This is a genomic window from Humidesulfovibrio mexicanus (genome assembly GCF_900188225.1).
Lineage (GTDB): Bacteria > Desulfobacterota > Desulfovibrionia > Desulfovibrionales > Desulfovibrionaceae > Humidesulfovibrio > Humidesulfovibrio mexicanus.
This window is the reverse complement of sequence record NZ_FZOC01000006.1, coordinates 168,929-186,413: the sequence shown is the minus strand read 5'-3', so window position 1 is coordinate 186,413 and position 17,485 is coordinate 168,929. Positions and strand designations below refer to the sequence as shown.

At 67.2% G+C, this 17,485-nt stretch carries 15 protein-coding genes; 3 read left to right on the top strand and 12 right to left on the bottom strand.

Features of this window, described 5'->3' with window-relative positions; all coding sequences use genetic code 11:
• Nucleotides 1-3: 3 nt before the first annotated feature.
• From CHB73_RS13095 to CHB73_RS13085, 3 genes are read right to left on the bottom strand one after another with little or no spacing between them, the layout of a single operon-like run.
• On the bottom strand, nt 4-792 hold the full coding sequence (locus tag CHB73_RS13095) for a YkgJ family cysteine cluster protein (RefSeq protein ID WP_089275045.1): 789 nt from the start codon (nt 790-792) through the stop codon (nt 4-6).
• Entirely contained in the window at nt 789-2,564 is a 1,776-nt protein-coding gene (locus CHB73_RS13090) for a glycosyltransferase (RefSeq protein ID WP_089275044.1), read from the bottom strand. Before CHB73_RS13090 ends, CHB73_RS13095 begins: the two co-directional genes overlap by 4 nt.
• Nucleotides 2,561-4,744 (bottom strand): glycosyltransferase, encoded by a 2,184-nt coding sequence (locus tag CHB73_RS13085; RefSeq protein WP_089275043.1) that lies wholly within the window; start codon nt 4,742-4,744, stop codon nt 2,561-2,563. The genes CHB73_RS13090 and CHB73_RS13085 overlap by 4 nt, the downstream gene beginning before the upstream one ends.
• Before the next feature lie 134 nt (nt 4,745-4,878).
• Here CHB73_RS13085 and CHB73_RS13080 point away from each other — a divergent pair, with 134 nt between their 5' ends.
• The 3 genes from CHB73_RS13080 to CHB73_RS13070 all read left to right on the top strand — a co-directional run bounded on the left by CHB73_RS13080 (nt 4,879) and on the right by CHB73_RS13070 (nt 8,564).
• On the top strand, nt 4,879-6,435 hold the full coding sequence (locus CHB73_RS13080) for a sigma-54 dependent transcriptional regulator (protein ID WP_089275042.1): 1,557 nt from the start codon (nt 4,879-4,881) through the stop codon (nt 6,433-6,435).
• A gap of 61 nt (nt 6,436-6,496) precedes the next feature.
• Nucleotides 6,497-7,954, top strand: a complete 1,458-nt coding sequence (gene cysS, locus CHB73_RS13075) for a cysteine--tRNA ligase (RefSeq protein WP_089275041.1) — start codon at nt 6,497-6,499, stop codon at nt 7,952-7,954.
• Nucleotides 7,955-7,979: 25 nt separating this feature from the next.
• Nucleotides 7,980-8,564, top strand: a complete 585-nt coding sequence (locus tag CHB73_RS13070) for a manganese efflux pump MntP (protein WP_089275040.1) — start codon at nt 7,980-7,982, stop codon at nt 8,562-8,564.
• A gap of 96 nt (nt 8,565-8,660) precedes the next feature.
• Here the strand turns inward: CHB73_RS13070 and CHB73_RS13065 are convergent, their stop codons facing one another.
• The 9 genes from CHB73_RS13065 to CHB73_RS13030 form a co-directional block, all read right to left on the bottom strand.
• The gene (locus CHB73_RS13065; RefSeq protein ID WP_089275039.1) at nt 8,661-9,614 is read right to left on the bottom strand and encodes a formylglycine-generating enzyme family protein; all 954 of its coding nucleotides are present in this window, start codon (nt 9,612-9,614) and stop codon (nt 8,661-8,663) included.
• Nucleotides 9,615-9,807: 193 nt separating this feature from the next.
• Nucleotides 9,808-10,119, bottom strand: a complete 312-nt coding sequence (locus tag CHB73_RS13060) for a cupin domain-containing protein (protein ID WP_089275038.1) — start codon at nt 10,117-10,119, stop codon at nt 9,808-9,810.
• A 25-nt stretch (nt 10,120-10,144) separates the two neighbouring features.
• A complete protein-coding gene (locus tag CHB73_RS13055; RefSeq protein ID WP_089275037.1) occupies nt 10,145-10,942 on the bottom strand; it encodes an ATP-binding protein in 798 nt (265 codons plus the stop codon).
• A gap of 79 nt (nt 10,943-11,021) precedes the next feature.
• Nucleotides 11,022-12,644: a hydroxylamine reductase gene (gene hcp / locus CHB73_RS13050; RefSeq protein ID WP_089275036.1), complete on the bottom strand. Its 1,623-nt coding sequence runs from the start codon at nt 12,642-12,644 to the stop codon at nt 11,022-11,024.
• Between the two features lie 242 nt (nt 12,645-12,886).
• Complete coding sequence (locus CHB73_RS13045; protein ID WP_143337392.1) at nt 12,887-13,639, bottom strand: DNA-processing protein DprA; 753 nt, start codon at nt 13,637-13,639, stop codon at nt 12,887-12,889.
• Between the two features lie 37 nt (nt 13,640-13,676).
• On the bottom strand, nt 13,677-14,513 hold the full coding sequence (locus CHB73_RS16540) for a hypothetical protein (RefSeq protein WP_143337391.1): 837 nt from the start codon (nt 14,511-14,513) through the stop codon (nt 13,677-13,679).
• Between the two features lie 104 nt (nt 14,514-14,617).
• Entirely contained in the window at nt 14,618-15,670 is a 1,053-nt protein-coding gene (locus tag CHB73_RS13040; protein ID WP_089275034.1) for an agmatine deiminase family protein, read from the bottom strand.
• Between the two features lie 10 nt (nt 15,671-15,680).
• Entirely contained in the window at nt 15,681-16,775 is a 1,095-nt protein-coding gene (locus CHB73_RS13035) for a deoxyhypusine synthase family protein (RefSeq protein WP_089275033.1), read from the bottom strand.
• 89 nt (nt 16,776-16,864) lie between these two features.
• Entirely contained in the window at nt 16,865-17,419 is a 555-nt protein-coding gene (locus tag CHB73_RS13030; protein WP_089275032.1) for a pyruvoyl-dependent arginine decarboxylase, read from the bottom strand.
• Between the last annotated feature and the right edge of the window lie 66 nt (nt 17,420-17,485).

The following is a 17,485-nucleotide window of genomic DNA, read 5'->3' as shown; positions in this document are numbered from 1 at the left end:
GGGCTACCCCCTTGGCCGGATGTGGTCCGTCTTGCCCAAAAGCGAAAGCTCCAGCCAGTCGAAGCCGAAGTCCAGGCAGGCTTCCTCGTCGCGCATGATGGCCGTCCGGCGTGCGTCGTCCATGTCCACATGCTCCAGCACCCGCGCGGTCATGATGAAGCGCTGGAAGTCGTCGGGCTGGTACAGGGCCAGCCCGGCCATGGCCATGTGGCGCTGGTCCGGCCTGTGTCCGGCGTCGGCCAGGGCGCGCAGCGCGGCGGCCAGGGCCATGTAGCGGTCGTTGGAGGCGTTGTAGGCGGACAGCCCCTGGTCGTCCATCCAGGAAGCGGGGCTCCATTGCGTGGTGTGCTCAAAGCCTTTGCAGTGCGGCTCGCGTATGATGAAGATCTGCTCCTCGACTCCTTCCGCGTCTTGCGCTGCTGGCCGGGTGGCCCGGCCCAGGGGATAGGTCCGGCAGGCCGAGGGCCGGTTTTCGTAGACCGCGCAGCTGCGGTCCGCCTGGGAAAAGGGGCAGCGCTTGGCCGAAGTGTCCTGCATGTGCAGTTGCAACAGCGGCAGGCCCACGCCGGGCATGGCGGTCTGGTCCGCGTATTCGTGCACGAACTCGCGCGAGCTTTGGCCCGTGGCGCGGCGCAGGCGCAGAACGTCGTAGGGGGTGAGCATGAGGTCGAGCGCCGAGCAGCAGGCCCCGAAGCAGGACACGCCCGGACGGCAGGCGAAGCGGAAGCCCTGGCCCGGCGCCAGCTCTTCGTGTTCGTCCAGGAATTGCTGGCTCTTGTCGGTGGCGGTCATGCGGCTCCTTGATCCCGGTCCAGCAGGGCCAAGGCCGCGGCGGCGTCCCTGTCCAGCTGCCGGGCCTGGGCGTTGATGATGGCCGCGATCTCTTCGCGGGGGTGCATGGTCTGCATCTTGTACCGGTTGCCCAGGGCGTTGGACGAGGCGTCGCCGCCTTCCGTCCCTTGCGCTGCCAGGCCGGAGCGCTTGCGGTGCCGCACGCGCAAATGCCCCTGGCACAGGGCCAGGCGGCCGCAGGCGGCCATGCGCAGGTCGCGCTCGAAATCGTCGTACTGCGAGGGGCCCAGGGCCAGGGAGAAGCCGCCGCCTTGGTCCGCCGGGGCGTCCAGCGCCCGCCTGCGGAACAGGTGGCAGCAGCCGGTGACGGACACGCAGTCCGACATGTGGCCGAAGAGCCCCCAGTCCGGCCCCTGCAGATGCGCGTCCAGCAGGCGGAAGGGGTTGGGCGTCAGGCTCTGGAAGTCCAGGGGGGGGCGGTTTTCGGGCGCGCCGTCGGCCGTGTCGCTCATTGTGTCATCGGGAACGACCAGGCGGCCCGCCGCGTTCTGCAGCAGGTGCGGGGCGTGGAAGTCGGCCACCAGGCAGCCCACCACCCCGGCCTCGGGCCGGTGCTCCAGGCCCGCGCCCAGGCGTTGCAGCCAGTCCGGCGGCAGGTCCACGTCGTCGTCCAGATAGACCAGGGTCTCGGCGGCCCTGGCCTCGGGCGTGGCCGCCAGCCAGTTGCGCGCGGCGGGCGCGCCGATGTTCACCGGCAGGCTGAGGCGCAAGAGGCCCTCGCCCAGGCGCGCGGTCCAGGCGTCCAGGACGTGCGGCGTGGCGTCGGTGCTGCCGTTGTCCAGCACAAGCACGCGCGCCCGGCCTCCGCCCTTGGTGGCGAGGTCCGAGGCGGCCAGGCTTCCCAGGGTGGCGTCGAGGTCGGCGGCCTTGTTCCAGGTGTAGAGCATGACCAGCGCCGGGCCGGGGGGCGGGGTGCGGCGGTGGCGCAGGCCGCTGGCGGCATCGGCGGCCACGCGCGCCAGCGAGGCCTGCCAGGGCGCGGCGGCCAGGCATTGGCGCAGCAGGCCGAGCGCGGCGGTGTCCTCCCCGGCGGCAAGCAGGGCCAGTCCGGCGCGCGATGCCGCGCAGGCCGGACCAAACGCCTCTTGCATGGGCGCGGGGTCGCCCACCAGCTCGTCCAGGCAGAAGTCCAGGTCCCCGCGCAGAAATGCGGACTGGGCCGCGAGCATTCGGGCCGCGGGCGCCAGACCGGGCATGTCCTGCAAGCCGGACAGGGCTGTGCGCTCAAGGCTTTGCGAAAGCTCGTTTTCCCCGCAATACAGGGCCAGCCCCAGGGCCTTGTCGCGCCAGAACAGTCCGGCCGGATCCTTGTCCACCTGGGCGGTCAGGAAGGCGGCCAGCTTTTCCGTGTCGCGCCGCCGGGCCAGGCGCTCGAAATAGGCCATGCCCCCGGCCTTGGCGTCGGGCGCGCGCCAGCCCTGCGCCACGGCCGCAAGCGCTCTGCGCGTGGGCGCGGAGAGCGGCAGCTCCGGGGCGGCGAGGATTTCCGCCGCAAGCGGCCCGGAGAGCGGATTCTCGCCAAAGGCCCAGAGGAGCAGGTCCGCGGCCAGGGCGCAAAGTGCCCGTGCCTCGCCCCGAGTGTCGGCGCGGGCCAGGGCGAGGCAGTGCGCGCCAGCGCCAGCCAGATGCCGCCAGCCTGTGGAAGCCAAAGCCAAGCGGCCGCGCAGGGATTCGGGCAGGGCCAGCCAGGACGCTTCCAGCCGCGCGCTCATGGCCTGCTCTCCTCCGGCTGGCCGGAGGCCTCCTCCCGCGCCAGTTCGTCGGCCAGGGCCTTGATGTCCAGGGGTTCGTACAGCGCCTCGCCGGAATAGACGCGCAGCAGGGTGAGGGTCTTGGCCGCGTTGCCCAGGCGCCGGGCCAGAAGCCGCCGGTTGATGCGGCCCATGCGCTGGCGCAGGAGCGGGTCCGCCGCGAGTTGGGCCACGGCATCGGCCAAGCCGTCCACGTCCTCCGAGGGCCGCAGCAGGCCGTTGACCCCGTCGTGCACCAGTTCGGGCATTCCGCCTACCGTCGTGCACACCACGGGCAGGGAGCAGGCGAAAGCCTCCAGCAGCACGTTGGGCAGGCTTTCCTGGCGCGAGGGCAGCACCAGCACGTCGGCGGCAAGCAGCTCCGCAAGCGCCTCTGCGTGGGAAAGATTGCCGGGCAGGCGCAGGCGGCTTGCCAGCGGCGGCGTCACCAGCGGCTCGAAGGCGCGCATGTCGCGCACGCCCGCGCCCACGAACTCCAGGTCGCGCACGCCGCGCCGGGCCAGCTCCGCGGCCATGCGCAGGAACACGTCGAAGCCCTTTGCCGGACCCTCGTTGCCCAGGTAGAGCACGCGGCAGCCGCGCTTCTCGCGCGGGGCGCGCTCGGGCGGAAGCCTGCCGCCGTTCATGTCCGGCTCCGGCAGGAAGGAGTTGTAGACCAGGCGCAGGAGCTTTTGGGGCACCAGATACTTGCGCAGCACCTCGCCGCAGACCTGGGAGTTCACCGTCACCCCCTGGGCCGCCAGGCAGTAGAGGGCGAAGATGGCGTTGGGCGGGAAGATGACGCCCCGGTTGATGAACAGGCGGTAGCGCGCGCCCCCGAAAAGGGGCAGCTTGGCCAGGGCCGCGCTCTTGTAGGCGCGGGCGTGGAAGGTGTGCACCACGTCGGCCTTCACGCGGCGGGCCAGCCGGGCCACGAAGGACGCGGCGCGCACGTAGTTGCGGAACCCGTCGAACTCCACGATCTCCACCGGGTTTGCGCCGGAGGTCAGCGGGCCCAGGGCCGCGCGGAAGCCGGAGCCAGGGGGGATGACCGCGGTGACGCGTAGGCCGCTTTCATGCATCCCGACGATGTTGTTCAGCATTTGCCTGCTGCCGCCGGAGAGTTTTTCCGAATCGGTCATGTACAGCACGCTTTTCACTTCCGGCCGCTTGCGCAGCAGCTTGAAGAAGAAGCGGGCCGAAACGCTGCCGGAGTACATGCGCAGGCGGCTCGCCATCCACGCGCCGTCCTTGGTCTTGCCCACGCCGATGCGGTGGATGCGCATGACATCGCCTCCGGCGGCGTTGGCGCTGCGCTCCAGGCTGAAGGCGGCCTCGAACCCGGCCTCGCGCGCGCAGGCCAGGGAGAGTTCGTCATACTGGCCCCAGGGCCAGCACAGGTACTGCGGGCCGCCGCCGTTCACCTCGCGCATCCGCGCCACGCAGCGGCCGAAGTCCTCCAGGCAGAAGGTCCGGCGTTCGGCGTCGCTGCGGCGGCGGAAGTACAGGCCGTCGTCCGCCGGCCGCAGGTGGGGCCAATAGCCGTTGTAGGCGTAGGCGCTGCCCGTGGAGAAGAGCGGCAGATCGCGGGCGCCGGGCGCGCGGCGCAGGCGCTTCGGGTAGATGCCCGTGGCGCTCCAGTGGGCGTGGGCGTCGCCCAGCCGCGCGATCAGGCGCAGGTCGCGGAAGGCCCCCTGGTGCCGGGCGCTGTGGCCGTGCACCTCGAAGCCGTAGTCCGCGATCAAGGCGCGAAGCTCGGCCTCGTTCAGGAACTGTGTGCGGTCGTCCGCGTCCAGCACGCGGCGGAAGCTTTCCGGCGCGGTGAAAAGCTCCGGGCCACCGGCCTCGGGCGGCAGCTGCGGGCGCTTGTCCCCCTGGCCGATGAAGTCCGTGACGCAGAAGAACGTGGCGGTCATGGAGTATTTGGCCAGCAGGGGCGCGGCCACGGTCCAGTTGCTCAAGTGGCAGTCGTCGAAGGTGAGCACGCAGGCCTTTTTCGGCATGGGCACGGCTCCGGACATGGCGGCCACCAGCTCGCGGGTGGAGATGGTGCGGAAGCCCGCGTCGCGGATGGCGGCGAGGTGCTCCTCGAACTGGCGCGGGGTGTGGCCGTCGGCCTCGCTGACGTTGTGGTGGCAGAAGACGGGGATGCTTGTCGGCACGTGATTCTCCTGCCTTGCCTGCTACCAGATGCCGGGCCGGACCGCAAACGCGGCATCTGGTTCGGCCAGCGCGCGACGGGCGGCGTCCGGACTCTCTTGATAATGCCGGGCATTGGGGCTACAAGCCCTGTGATATGTCAGAGCGGACGATTCTCTTCATCGCCGAGCCGCAATCCGTCAGCGGCATCTTTCCCGCCCTGCGCGACGCCGGGGTGCAGGCTGGCGTCGCCGACGGCCTCACCTCCGCCCTGGCCTTCCTCAAGCGTTCGCAGCCCGCGCTCATTTTCTCGCGGCCCAGCATGTCCGGCTACGACGCCATGGCCCTGCTCTCCCGCCTGGCCGAACTGGGGGACAAGGGCGAGGCCGCGCCGCCGGTGATCATCTTCTCGCGCTCCGGCAGCGCGGAGGAGGCCCAGAAGTATCTGGAACTGGGCGCGCGCGACTACTGGCTGGAGCCGCTGGCCTGGGAGAAGATCCACCTGGTGCTGCCCCCGGCGGAAGAAACGCCGGACCCGCCGCGCGTCGCCGCGCCGCGCCTGGCCTCCAACGCCGCCGGGCCGCTGGTCCTGTCCAACGCCTCGTCCGGCTCCGCGGGCCATGGCGGGAGGCTTTCCTCCAACGCCGCCAGTCCCGTGGCCCGCACCGCAGGGCAGCAGGACTCCACGGCCGGGCGCTTCCAGATCATCGGCCGACACCCGGCGGTGCAGCGTGTGCTGGCGCTGGCCCGGCAGGTGGCGCGCAGCAAGGCCACGGTGCTCATCTCCGGCCCCTCCGGCACCGGCAAGGAAATGTTCGCCCGCTTCATCCACCACAATTCCGACCGCGCGCGCGAGCCTTTTGTGGCCATCAACTGCGCGGCCCTGCCCGAGCACCTGCTGGAAAGCGAGCTCTTCGGCCACGAAAAGGGCGCGTTCACCGGGGCCATCAACCGCAAGCTGGGCAAGTTCGAGCTGGCCCAGGGCGGCACCATTCTGCTGGACGAGATCACCGAAATGGATTTGGCCCTGCAGGCCAAGCTGCTGCGCGTGCTGCAGGAGGGCGAGATCGACCGCGTGGGCGGGGTGGAGACCATCAGCGTGGACGTGCGCGTGCTGGCCACCACCAACCGCGACATCGAGCAGGCCGTGCGCGAGGGCAAGTTCCGCCAGGACCTGTTCTACCGTCTGAACGTCATTCCGCTGCGGCTGCCTGCGCTTTCCGAGCGCGGCGGCGACGTGATGCTTCTGGCCGACTATTTCGCCGCCAAGTACGCCGCGGCCTACGGCATGGGGCAGCAAGCCTTTGCCGAGGACGCCCGCGCCTGGCTTGCCGCCTATGATTGGCCGGGCAATGTCCGCGAGCTGCAGAACCTCATGGAGCGCGCCGTGCTGCTGGCCCAGGGCGGACCCATCCAGCAGCGGCACTTCCTGCTCGACGGCGACGCCTGGGGCATTGATTTGCCGGAGGCCGATGCGCCGGGGCACGAACCCGCCCCCGCCGGGACGGACGCAGCCCCGCAGCCCGCGCCGCCCACCACCCGGCAGGAGGCCGTGTCCGTCATGCCCCTGCACGAGATGGAGAAGCAGCTCATCCTCAAGAGCCTAAGCGAGACCAGCGGCAACCGCACCCAGGCGGCGGAGCTTTTGGGCATCTCCGTGCGCACCCTGCGCAACAAATTGAACGAGTACCGCGAGCAGGGGCTGGAAGTGTAGGAGCTTTTCCGGGTCGCCGCCCCGGCCCCCACCACAAACAATCGCACCGTTTGGAGTTTTCATGCGCCTGTACAACACCCTTGGCCGGACCAAGCAGGAATTCGTCCCCCAGCGCGGCAACGCCGTGTCCATGTACGTTTGCGGCATCACCGCCTACGACTTCTGCCACATCGGCCACGCGCGCAGCGCCGTGGTCTTCGACGTGCTGGTGCGCTATCTGCGGCACAAGGGCTATGACGTGACCTTTGTGCGCAACTTCACCGACGTGGACGACAAGATCATCAAGCGCGCCAATGAAGTGGGCGTCAGCTCCCAGGAGATCGCCGAGAAGTTCATCGGCGAGTTCTATGTGGACATGGACGCGCTGGGCGTGCTGCGCGCGGACGTGGAGCCCAAGTGCACCGAGCACATCGCGGAGATGGTCGCGCTTACCCAGGGGCTTATCGCCAAGGGCCATGCCTACGCCACGCCGAGCGGCGACGTGTATTTCGCGGTGCGCAGCTTCCCCGGCTACGGCAAGCTCTCCGGCCGCAACATCGAGGATCTGGTTTCCGGCGCGCGCGTGGAGCCCGGGGAGGAAAAGCGCGACCCGCTGGACTTCGCCTTGTGGAAGGCGGCCAAGCCCGGCGAGCCCTCCTGGCAGAGCCCCTGGGGACTGGGACGCCCCGGCTGGCACCTGGAGTGCAGCGCCATGAGCGAGAAGTACATGCCGCTTCCTCTGGACATCCACGGCGGCGGTCAGGATTTGGCCTTTCCGCACCACGAGAACGAGATCGCCCAGAGCGAGGCGGCCACGGGCAAGGATTTCGCCAAGTTCTGGGTGCATAACGGCTTCGTGCAGATCAACTCCGAGAAGATGTCCAAGTCCCTGGGCAACTTTTTCACCATTCGCGACATTCTGGCCCGGTTCCTGCCCCAGGTGCTGCGCTATTTCCTGCTCACCATGCACTATCGCAGCCCGCTGGATTTCTCCTTCGACGCGCTGGAGGAGGCGGAAAAGGGCGCGCGCCGCGTGTACGCCGCCCTGTCCCAGATCGATGCGGCCCTTGCCGGGACCAAGTGGTCCAAGACGCCGCTGCCGCAGGATATTCTGGACGAGCAGGCCGGGTATGAGCAGGGCTTCGTGGAGGCTTTCGAGGATGACCTGAACACCGCCGCGGCCCTGGGGCACCTGTTCGGCATGGTGCGTTTGGCCGGGCGTGTGCTGGACGACAAGGCCTACCGCAAGTCCGAGGCCGGGCGCGAGCTGCTTGCGCGCATCAAGGCCGAGGTGGCCAAGTGGTCGGGCGTGCTGGGCGTGTTCGGGCAGGAGCCCGAGGCCTTTTTGGCGGCCCTGAAAGCCTGCCGCGCCGGGCGCGCGGGCATTGAACCGGCACGGGTGGAGGCCCTGCTGGCCGAGCGCCTGGAGGCGAGGAAGGCCAAGGACTTCGCCCGCTCCGACGCCATTCGCGACGAGTTGGCCGCCATGAAGGTGGAAGTGAAGGACACCCCGCAGGGCCAGGCCTGGGACGTGTTGTAGCCGGGATTCCCGCCAGGAAGGACACATGCCCTTTGCAACGCTTTTGGCCATCGCCGTGGCGCTGGCCATGGACGCCTTCGCGGTGGCGCTGGCCACGGGCATTTGCCTGGGCCGGGTGCGGCCGGGACACGTGCTGCGCATGGCCGGGGCCTTTGGCCTGTTCCAGGCGCTCATGCCCGTGGCGGGCTGGCTGCTGGGCTTTTCCGTGCGCGGGCGCATAGAGGCCTTTGACCATTGGCTGGCCTTCGCGCTGCTGGCCTTTGTGGGCGGCAAGATGATCTGGGAGGGGCTGACCCAGACCCCCGACGACCCCGGCTGCGAGCCCGTGGACCGCACGCGCGGCTGGCCGCTTCTGGTCCTGGCCGTGGCCACCAGCGTCGACGCCCTGGCTGTGGGGCTTTCCTTTGCGATGCTCGGGCAGGGCATCCTGGTTCCGGCGCTGGTCATCGGCGTGGTGTGCTTCGCCATCACCGCCCTGGGCTTGAGGATAGGCTGCATGGCGCGGCGCGTGGCGGCCATCGGCCGCTATGCGGAGCTTTTGGGCGGCGCGGTGCTTCTGGCCATCGGGCTGCGCATCTTGCTGGAACACGGCGCCCTGTCCTTCGCGTAGCGGCGGCGTGCCCGCGGCACCCTCTGCCCTTCCTACCATGCTTGAGCAGGCGCAGTTGGAGGCCGTGTCCAGCGCCCTCAGGGCGTTCCTGAACGGCTAGGGCTTTTCGGTTTCCGGCAAGGGCTCGGCTGGCCGGGCGTCGCGCACCAGGCGCAGGCCATAGAAGGCCGTGGCCATGTCCGGCCAGGCGTGGCTGCGGTTGGCGCTGCGCAGGGCATCGGCCTTGGTCACCCAGGACCCCCCGCGCATGACGCGGGATTCGCCATCGCCGCGCACCACCGGATTCTCCTTCGCCGTCTTGCGGTAGGCCTCGGCGTCGTATTCGTCCTGGCACCATTCCCAAAGATTGCCGTGCATGTCGTGCAGGCCAAAGGCGTTGGCCGGATAGCTGGCTGCCAGCGTGGTGTGCATGTTGGGCCACGTGCGCGGCTGCCGCCGGATCGCCTTGCGCCGGGAGCCGCGCCGTTTTTTCGGGGCGATGGGCTCGGCCGCCAGCCGGAAGGGCTTGTCGAACGCCGCCTGCTCCTTCGTGATTTCCGGTCCGAAGCTGTAGGCCGTGGTCGTTCCGGCGCGGCAAGCGTATTCCCACTCGGCCTCGGTGGGTAGGCGGAAGCCGCCGCCCGTGCGGGCGTTCAGCTCGCGCACGTAGTTCTGGGCCATGTCCCAGGAGATCATGTCCACAGGGTACTGGTCGTCGTTCTTGATGAGCGAGGGATCGTCCCCCAAGACGGCCCGCCATTGGCCCCCGGTCACCTCCGTGGCGCCCATCCAGAAACCGGACAGGCACACCGTGTGCTGCGGCCCCTCGTCGTCCTCGCGGCCGGGCTCGTCCTCCGGCGCGCCCATGACGAAGCAGCCCGTGGGAATCCAGCGGAACTCCATGCCGGTGATGGTTTCGCGCCACTCGGCCCCGGGCGCGGGCTCGGCGGCGGCTGTTGAGGCGGGTTCGGCCCCGGCGGGCGTGGCCGCTTTCGGCACGGCGGGATCGGCGGCGCGGGCCGGGACGGCCAGGCAGAGCGCCAGGACCAGGGCCGCGGGCAGCCGCCTCACGCCGCCTCCCGAAGGACCGGGCCAGCCGGAGCGGGGACGTGGGGGAAGGGGGGGCGCGTGTGGGTCATGGCTGCCTCGCTTTGCTGTGATTGGACCGCCGTGGCGGCGGGGGAACCCCCACCGTACCCAAGGGCGGCCTTTTGGGCAAATGCGTACGCAGCGGCGCTCCCCGCGCCATATGGCGGCGCGGCGGCTAGATGGGCGGGGCGATGACCACCAGCACGCGCATGTCCGTGGCGGCGCTTACGCCGTGCGGTGTGGAGATGGGGCACACCAGCACATCTCCGGCCTTGGCCGGAACCTTGCCGTCCTCGGAAAGGAATTCGCCCTCGCCTTCCAGAATGGTCAGCGCCAGTTCGCCCTCGATGTTGTGCGAGTGCAGGGGCAGGGCCTGGCCCGCCTTGAAGTTGAAGTTGATGGCCTTCATGTGCTCGCTTTCGTGCACAAGGGTCATGGCCGGGCCGGTATCCTTGAAGGGGTTTTCGGGAATGCGGTGGATCTTCATGGCGAGGCTCCTGTTGTGGTGGCGTTCAGCCCAGGGGGCGCAGTCCGCCGGAGGGCGGGTTCTGAATCTGGCCGTCGCGGGTGACGACAATGGTGTTCACGGGCACGCCGCTTTCCGCAGCCTGGACCGCGCGCCGGGCGATGGCGGTCATGCCGTTGCAGCAGGGCACCTCCATCTGCAGCACGGTGATGTCCTTGATGCTGTTGGCGGCAAGGATTGCGGTCAGCTTGTCGATGTGGCTTTGCGCATCGTCGAACTTGGGGCAGCCAAGCAGCAGCACGCGTCCGGGAAGGTGGCGGTCGTTGAAGTCCGGCAGCGAGGGAGGGACGCAGTCGGCCGTGAGCAGCAGCCGGGCGTTCTGCAGAAAAGGTGCGCTTGGCGGCACCAGGCGCAGCTGGATGGGCCAGTGGGCGAGGTTGGAGATGGCCGGGCTTTGCTGGCGCGGCACGTTGGCCTGCTGGCAGGCGCTCGCGCCGGGCGCGGCTCCGCCGCCCAGGGTCATGGCCCGGCTGCCCGGGCAGCCCGCGCCAAGCCGAAGGCTCGCGGGGTCGGGCATGTGGTCGGGCGTTTCGCGGCCTTGGGCGCTCAGGTGGGCGGTCACGGCCGCGGGATCGAAGTCCTCGGCCTCCACTTCCACAATGCTGAGCGCGCCGGTGGGGCACTCGCCCAGACATGCGCCCAGGCCGTCGCAGAACACCTCGTTCACCAGCCTGGCCTTGCCGTCGATGATGGCCAGCGCGCCCTCGGCGCAGCCGGTGACGCAGTTGCCGCAGCCGTTGCAGAGGTCCTCGTTCACGGTGATGAGCTTTCGGGTGGCTCGCATGGTCTGGTCCTTTTGCGGCGCGGGGAGGTTCGTCGCTCCCCGCGTCGGTGGTGAGTGTGGAGCGGAGCTTGTGGCTGCGCTAGCCCAGGATGGCCTTCAAATCCTCGTCCGGGGTGCTGATGGGCTTGATGTTGAAGTTTTCCACCAGGAAGTTCAGCACGTTCGGGGTCACGAAGGCGGGCAGGCTGGGCCCCAGGCGGATGTCCTTGATGCCCAGCGACAGCAGGGTGAGCAGGATGGCCACGGCCTTCTGCTCGTACCAGGACAGGATGAGGGAGAGCGGCAGTTCGTTGACCCCGCAGTTGAAGGCACCGGCCAGGGCCAGGGCGATCTGGATGGCGGAGTAGGCGTCGTTGCACTGGCCGATGTCGAGCAGGCGCGGAATGCCGCCGATGTCGCCGAGCTTCTTGTCGAAGAAGCGGAACTTGCCGCAGGCCAGGGTGAGGATCACGGTGTCGGCCGGGGCCTTTTCCACGAACTCGGTGTAGTAGTTGCGGCCGGGCTTGGCCCCGTCGCAGCCGCCCACCAGGAAGAAGTGGCGGATCTTTCCGGCCTTCACGGCGTCGATGACCGCCCCGGCCACGTTCATGACGGCGTTGTGGCCGAAGCCCACCAGCACCTCGCCCTTGTCCAGGTCGTCGGTGAAGCCGGGCAGGGCCAGGGCGCGCTCAATGACCGCGCTGAAGTCCTGGTTGCCCACGTGCACCGCGCCGGGCCAGCCCACCAGCCCGGTGGTGAAGATGTTGGGCATGTAACTGGCGGCCGGCTTCTGGATGCAGTTGGTGGTCATGAGGATGGCGCCGGGGAACTCGGCGAATTCCTTGATCTGGTTCTGCCAGGCCGTGCCGTAGTGACCGAAGAAGTGCTTGTAGGCCTTGAGCTTGGGGTAGCCGTGGCAGGGCAGCATCTCGCCGTGGGTGTAGATGTCGATGCCCTTGCCCTCGGTCGCCTGAAGCAGCGTCTCCAGGTCGCGCAGGTCGTGGCCGGAGACCAGGATGCACTTGCCCTTGCGGTGGCCGATGGGCACGGGCGTGGGCGTGGGATGCCCGTATGCGCCGGTGTTGGCGGCGTCCAGGAGCTCCATGGCCTTGAGGTTGGCCTGGCCGCAGCGCATGGCCAGGTCCACCCAGGCGGCCAGGTCCAGGTCGGTGCGCAGGGCCTTGGCCAGGGCCTCGTATATGTATGCGGCCACGGCGTGGTCGCGCTTTCCCAGGATGGCCGCGTGGTCGGCGTAGGCGGCTACGCCTTTGATGCCGTAGATGACGGTCTGCTTGAGGGACTGCACATCGGCGTTGGGGTCCACGGCGTTGATGGCGTGTTCTTCGCCCTGCTTCACCAGGCCGGGGATGTCGGCCGCCGGGGCGAAGGCGAGCGCCGGGGTGGCGGGCAGGCTTGCGCCCAGGCTGGCGGCGCGGGCCTTCATGCACTCGCGCAGTTCCACGGCCTTGTTGATGAGCGCCGGGAAGCGCCCGGCGTCGAAGTTGACGTTGGTCAGGGTGCTGAACACGGCGGCATAGACGAAATCGTCCGTGGCCTCGTCGTGCTGGCCTTTCTGGTCCACGGCGTGGGCCGCCACGCTGAGGCCCTGGCAGGCGTATATCAAGAGGTCCTGCAGGGCGGCCACGTCGGGCTGCTTGCCGCACACGCCGATCTGCGTGCATCCTGTTCCCTTGGCGGTCTGTTCACACTGATTGCAAAACATTGGTCGCCTCCTCGCTCTGGGTTGTCGTCCGGTTTGCGGGTTCAGGCGGCCGGGAGGGCCCCGCCCGCAAAATGGGTTTACGATAACCTTTGCATCGGTTCTTTGACTTGTGTCAACGGGCGGGGTTTTTCCGAAAAAAAGCCCCGGCTGGCGGGCCGGGGCGGTTTTTGTTTTTATTTGATGAAACGTCAGCGTGTTACAGCTAACGCCTGGGCTCCTACCTCCTCAGGGAGTGGATGGTATTATGTGGCGAAGGCGAGGGGAAGAGAAGCGCTTTGCATGGAGGAGACCACAAGCGGTTTTGAAGCCGCCTGACGGATCGCCTCGACATTGGCGACACCGAGCTGCGGATTTTTCCGGACGCGAATTCCACCCTTGGCGATGAGCACGGCATTTCCTGGGGCTTCATTGGCCATGTCGCCGTATTCGACCACATAAAGGGGGAGTCCCATTTTCAGTGTGCTTTCCCCTGCGTGCAGGGTACCGCCTGTCGCCCCGGCCTCAATGACGATCATGGCACGGGAAAGGGCGATGATGAGGGTGTTGCGCTCCATGGCGCGATAGGTTTTCCAGCCCGCAGACGGCGGGAATTGGCTGATGACCAGCGCACGGTCCCAGTCCCAGTCTTGAACCAGGGTTTTGCGGATGCGGAAGTGTTCAATGCCTTCCGGCAGGACGAGTATGGTGGAGCCCCCGGCCTCGAACGCGGCTTTGTGGGCGGCATAGTCAACGCCTGCCGCATAGCCGGAAACTACCACGATGCCGCTTTGTGCGAGCTGGGTCGCGCAGTCGGCGGCGACTCTGAGCCCTTTTTCGCTGGCCTTGCGCGAACCGCAGAAGCCTACGGCGGGCTTGCCAAGCAGTGCGAGATTGCCCTGGCAGTACAGCGTCTTCGGTGTCTTGCTTCCCAACAGGCGAGCAACAGCCAGGGGAAAGCCTTCATCCCCAAGGTCAAGCGCAGCGGGCGCGAGCATCGGCTGTATGAGATTCGTCATGCTGTGTTTGTTGCCACAGTTTTGGGGCAAAGGCAATTTAGGTGTTGTCCTTATCTCGCAAGGTTTTTACCGCGTAAAGACCGTATATCTCCGCCGCCCCGTGCTGCTGGAGAATCATTGCGACAAAGTTCGCACTGACCCCAGATTGGTATTTGTCGTCGATGAGTATCACCGAATGGTCTTTCAGGAGCGCCGCGCCTGCGTCGGACATGGAGAGCCGAGCTCCTTCCCATGCTGCCCAGCGTTCGTCAAGGGGGAGTTCTTTCAGTTGGGCCTTTGGCCCATAATATTGAAAATGCGGGGTCAAGTCTGTCAGGCCTAGCGATGCCGCAAGCTGCTTGGCGAGAGCCGTGGGGAGGTCAGGCGATGTTTTTCCTGGCCGGGCAGGCACAGCTGCGACGAGGGGTGCATTCTTATAAAATGGCAATGATTGAATGGCGGCAGAAAGGTGCCTGCCGAGTTGGCCGATGGCTGATGCGTCGTTGTTGCTTTTCGCCTCGTATTCGAGCTGGCCGATGGCGGTGTGGATACCAGAGGTGTTGTCTGTAAAGTTGTAATCAAGAGCTATTGAACAGGAGAGGCAATCGCGGAGAAAGACACGTGTTCCTTGCTGACGTTCCCATTCTTCGACGGCAAAAACGTCAGCGTCGGAATGTAGCGGGTGCCAATAATTATCAAAATTTGGATTGTGCCTCAGCGAGTATGATGTCATTGCCTCATAGATTGGGGCAATGCTCTCTTTGAAGCGAACGGAGAAAGATTTGCAAGCCCCTGGCTTTTTGTTCTTCTGAATGCCAGTATTTTGCGCAAAAGAACGGCGAGTTGGACTCTTTGCTTCTTGCTCGGAAAAGTATTCAGATGTGATTCGTAGCATGCGGTTCCCTGCCTAAGGTCCTTCGGTCACAAACAAGTAGCCGAGGCCAAAAGCTAGCACGGAACGGTACAAAAAATCAATAATACATACAGAACTATTGAGGTCTACCGTGTGGCGGGCTCTTGCCTGGTCAAACAATGCACCGTGCCCAGGCCCCACACCAGGTCCACGGCGTGGATGCCGACGACGGGGCGGTCGAAGCATTCGGCCAGGACGCCCAGGGCGATGCGGTCGTTCGCGTCGTTGAAGGTGGGCACGAGCACGGCCGCGTTGGTGATGAGGAAGTTGGCGTAGCTGGCGGGCAGACGCAGGCCGTCGAAGTACAGCGGCGCGGGCATGGGCAGGCGGACGACCTCGGGCCGCGAGCCGTCCTGCAGCTTCGCGCCCTCAAGGATTTCGCGGTTCTCCTCAAGGATGGCGTGGTTCTCGTCGGCCGGGTTCGTTTCTTGGCAGAGCACCAGGGTGCGCGCATCGGTGAAGCGGCAGAAGTCGTCCACATGCCCGTGGGTGTCGTCGCCCTTGATGCCGTTTTTGAGCCAGATGGTGTGTGGGGTTCCCAAGGCCTGCGCGAACACGGCTTCGTAGTCCGCGTGGGTGAAGCCGGGGTTGCGCACCTGGATGTCCGGGTCCAGGCAGCATTCCTCGGTGGTGACGAGCACGCCCCGGCCGTTGGTGTCCAGCGCGCCGCCCTCGAAGATGACCTGCCTGCCCTTGTGCAGCACGGGAGCAATGGGGAGCCCCAGAATGTCCGCCGCGATGGCGGGCACCTGGGCGTCCAGGGCGAACTCCGGGTACTTGCTCCAGGCGTCGAAGCCGAAGCCCGCGATGGCGAGCGCGCCGCCGCGTTCCACGAAGCAGGGGCCGCAGTCGCGCATCCAGCCCCGGTCCGTGGGGATGATGTGGATGTCCACGCGGGAGAGGTCCACGTGGGCCTTGGCCAGCTGCCCTTTCGCGCGCTTGGCGACCTTGGCGTCGCCCACGGCCACGCGCACGCGCTCGCTCCCTTCCGCATTGGCGATGGCGCGGATGATCTCGGCAAAGGCCCAGGGCATGGGCGCGAACTTGCCCGGCCAGTCGCGCGGGTTCTGCGGCCAGGTGATCCAGGTGGCGGCGTGGGGCTCCCACTCCGCGGGCAGGCGCACGGCGGGCGCGCTCATGGCGGCTCCCCTATTTCCCGGCCTTGGCGGCCTTCTTGGCCAGGCGGTCCTGCAGGCCCTTGATGAGGATGGGCCAGGCCAGCGTGGCGTCGGCGTGGACCTCGGCGAAGCGGCCGCCCTCGGCCGGGGGCACGAATTTGCCCCAGCTGATGCCCTCCTGGTAGGTGCAGCCGGAAAGGCCGCCCCAGTGCACGGGCTCCGGGCAGATGCGGATGGCGTAGTGGAAGCGCCGCGCGGGCAGGTCGCGCTCCAGGCGGTCGCTCATGACATCGAAGAACGGCCCCACCTGCTGGGCCCAGTTGCGCGGCACGCCGCCGCCAATGGTGAAGATGCCCATCTTCTTGGCCCCGTGCATCTTCTTGGAATAGCTGAACAGGTCCAGAAAGGGGTTGAACTGGAAGGGCAGCTCCTCCGGGCCTTTCTCGCCCAGCAGGTGGCCGAAGTCCTTGGCCAGGATGGCGCAGGCCACGTCGAGCGCCAGTTCGGAGTCCGTGAAGGCCGGAATGTAGACCGGCACGTTCTTCTGATACGCGCTTTTGAGGATGCCGGGGCCGTCGTACTTCTTGCACAGGTGCTTGCCGATGGCCCGGCAGATGCGCTCGCTGGAGAGGTGCTGGACCTTCTGCTCGTCCATGAGCTGGTGCATCACCTCGCGCATGACGAGCTCGGCCTGGGTGAAGTTGGCCTCGGGCTCCAGGGTGTCGTACACGCGGTTGTACCCGGCGTCGAAGAGCGCCTTGTCGTTCATGCCCGAGTCGTACTTGAAGTGCTTGAGGCCCAGGGACTCGATGAAGCCGTGGGCCATGAGCGCGCCCGTGGACACCACCACGTCCAGCCAGCCCTCGTCGAGCATCTTGATGAGCAGCTTGCTCTGCTTGGCCACGGTCATTGCGCCGGAGAAGGTGCCCACCACCACGCAGTCGGGATCCTCCACCATGGCCTGCAGCACGTCCAGCGCCTCGCCCAGGCTGCGGCCGCCAAAGGCCGTGCGGCCCATGGCCGTAAGCAGCTCGTCGAAGTCGGTGATGGAGTCGGGGTCCAGGGTGGTCAGCGGCGTCAGGTTGTCCTTGGCGCCGTCGCGCAGGATTCGCTTGATGGTGGACATGGCGTTCTTTCCTTATGCCAGGGCCTCCCGCTCCCGTGAACCGGAAACGGGAGGCCCTGTTCGTTCAGTCTGTTTGCTGCGGCCGGGCTCTACAGGATGAAGACCACGGCCGAGACCGTGGTGGTCCACATGTTGGCTGCGCCCATGGCGGAAACCGGGGCCGAGATGGAGTCGATGATCTTGCCGCTCATGAGGTACACCTCACGGCGGGCGTCGTAGCCGACCTCGGGGTCGAAATCCACGCCCAGGGTGGTGGCCAGCATGGTGGAGGCCAGGTCCTCGGCGAAGTCGCCCAGTTCCTTCTCCTCCTCGCCGAAGCTGTGGTGCTCGGAGATGTAGCCGTAGTGCTCCTTGTCGGCCGGAATGGCCAGGCCCACGGAGCTGCCCACCAGGCGGCCCTTTTCGTTGGTCTGGTTGCGCGCCATGACGCAGAAGGTGATCTGGCCGGAATGCAGTTCCTTCACGCCCTCTTCAAGGGTCACCAGCTGGCAGTTGGGCGGATAAATACTGGACACGTAGACGAGGTTCTGTTTTTCGATGCCGGCCTCGCGCAGGGCCAGCTCGAAGGATTGCAGTTTGTTTTTGTGAACGCCAACGCCCTTGGTGAAGAAGGCGCGGGTGGGAACCATGGGAAGATTGGCCATGTATGGACCCTCCTGGGCTTGGAATAACGCCGGTGTCCCGACGAATGACGCCATATATTTTTTTGG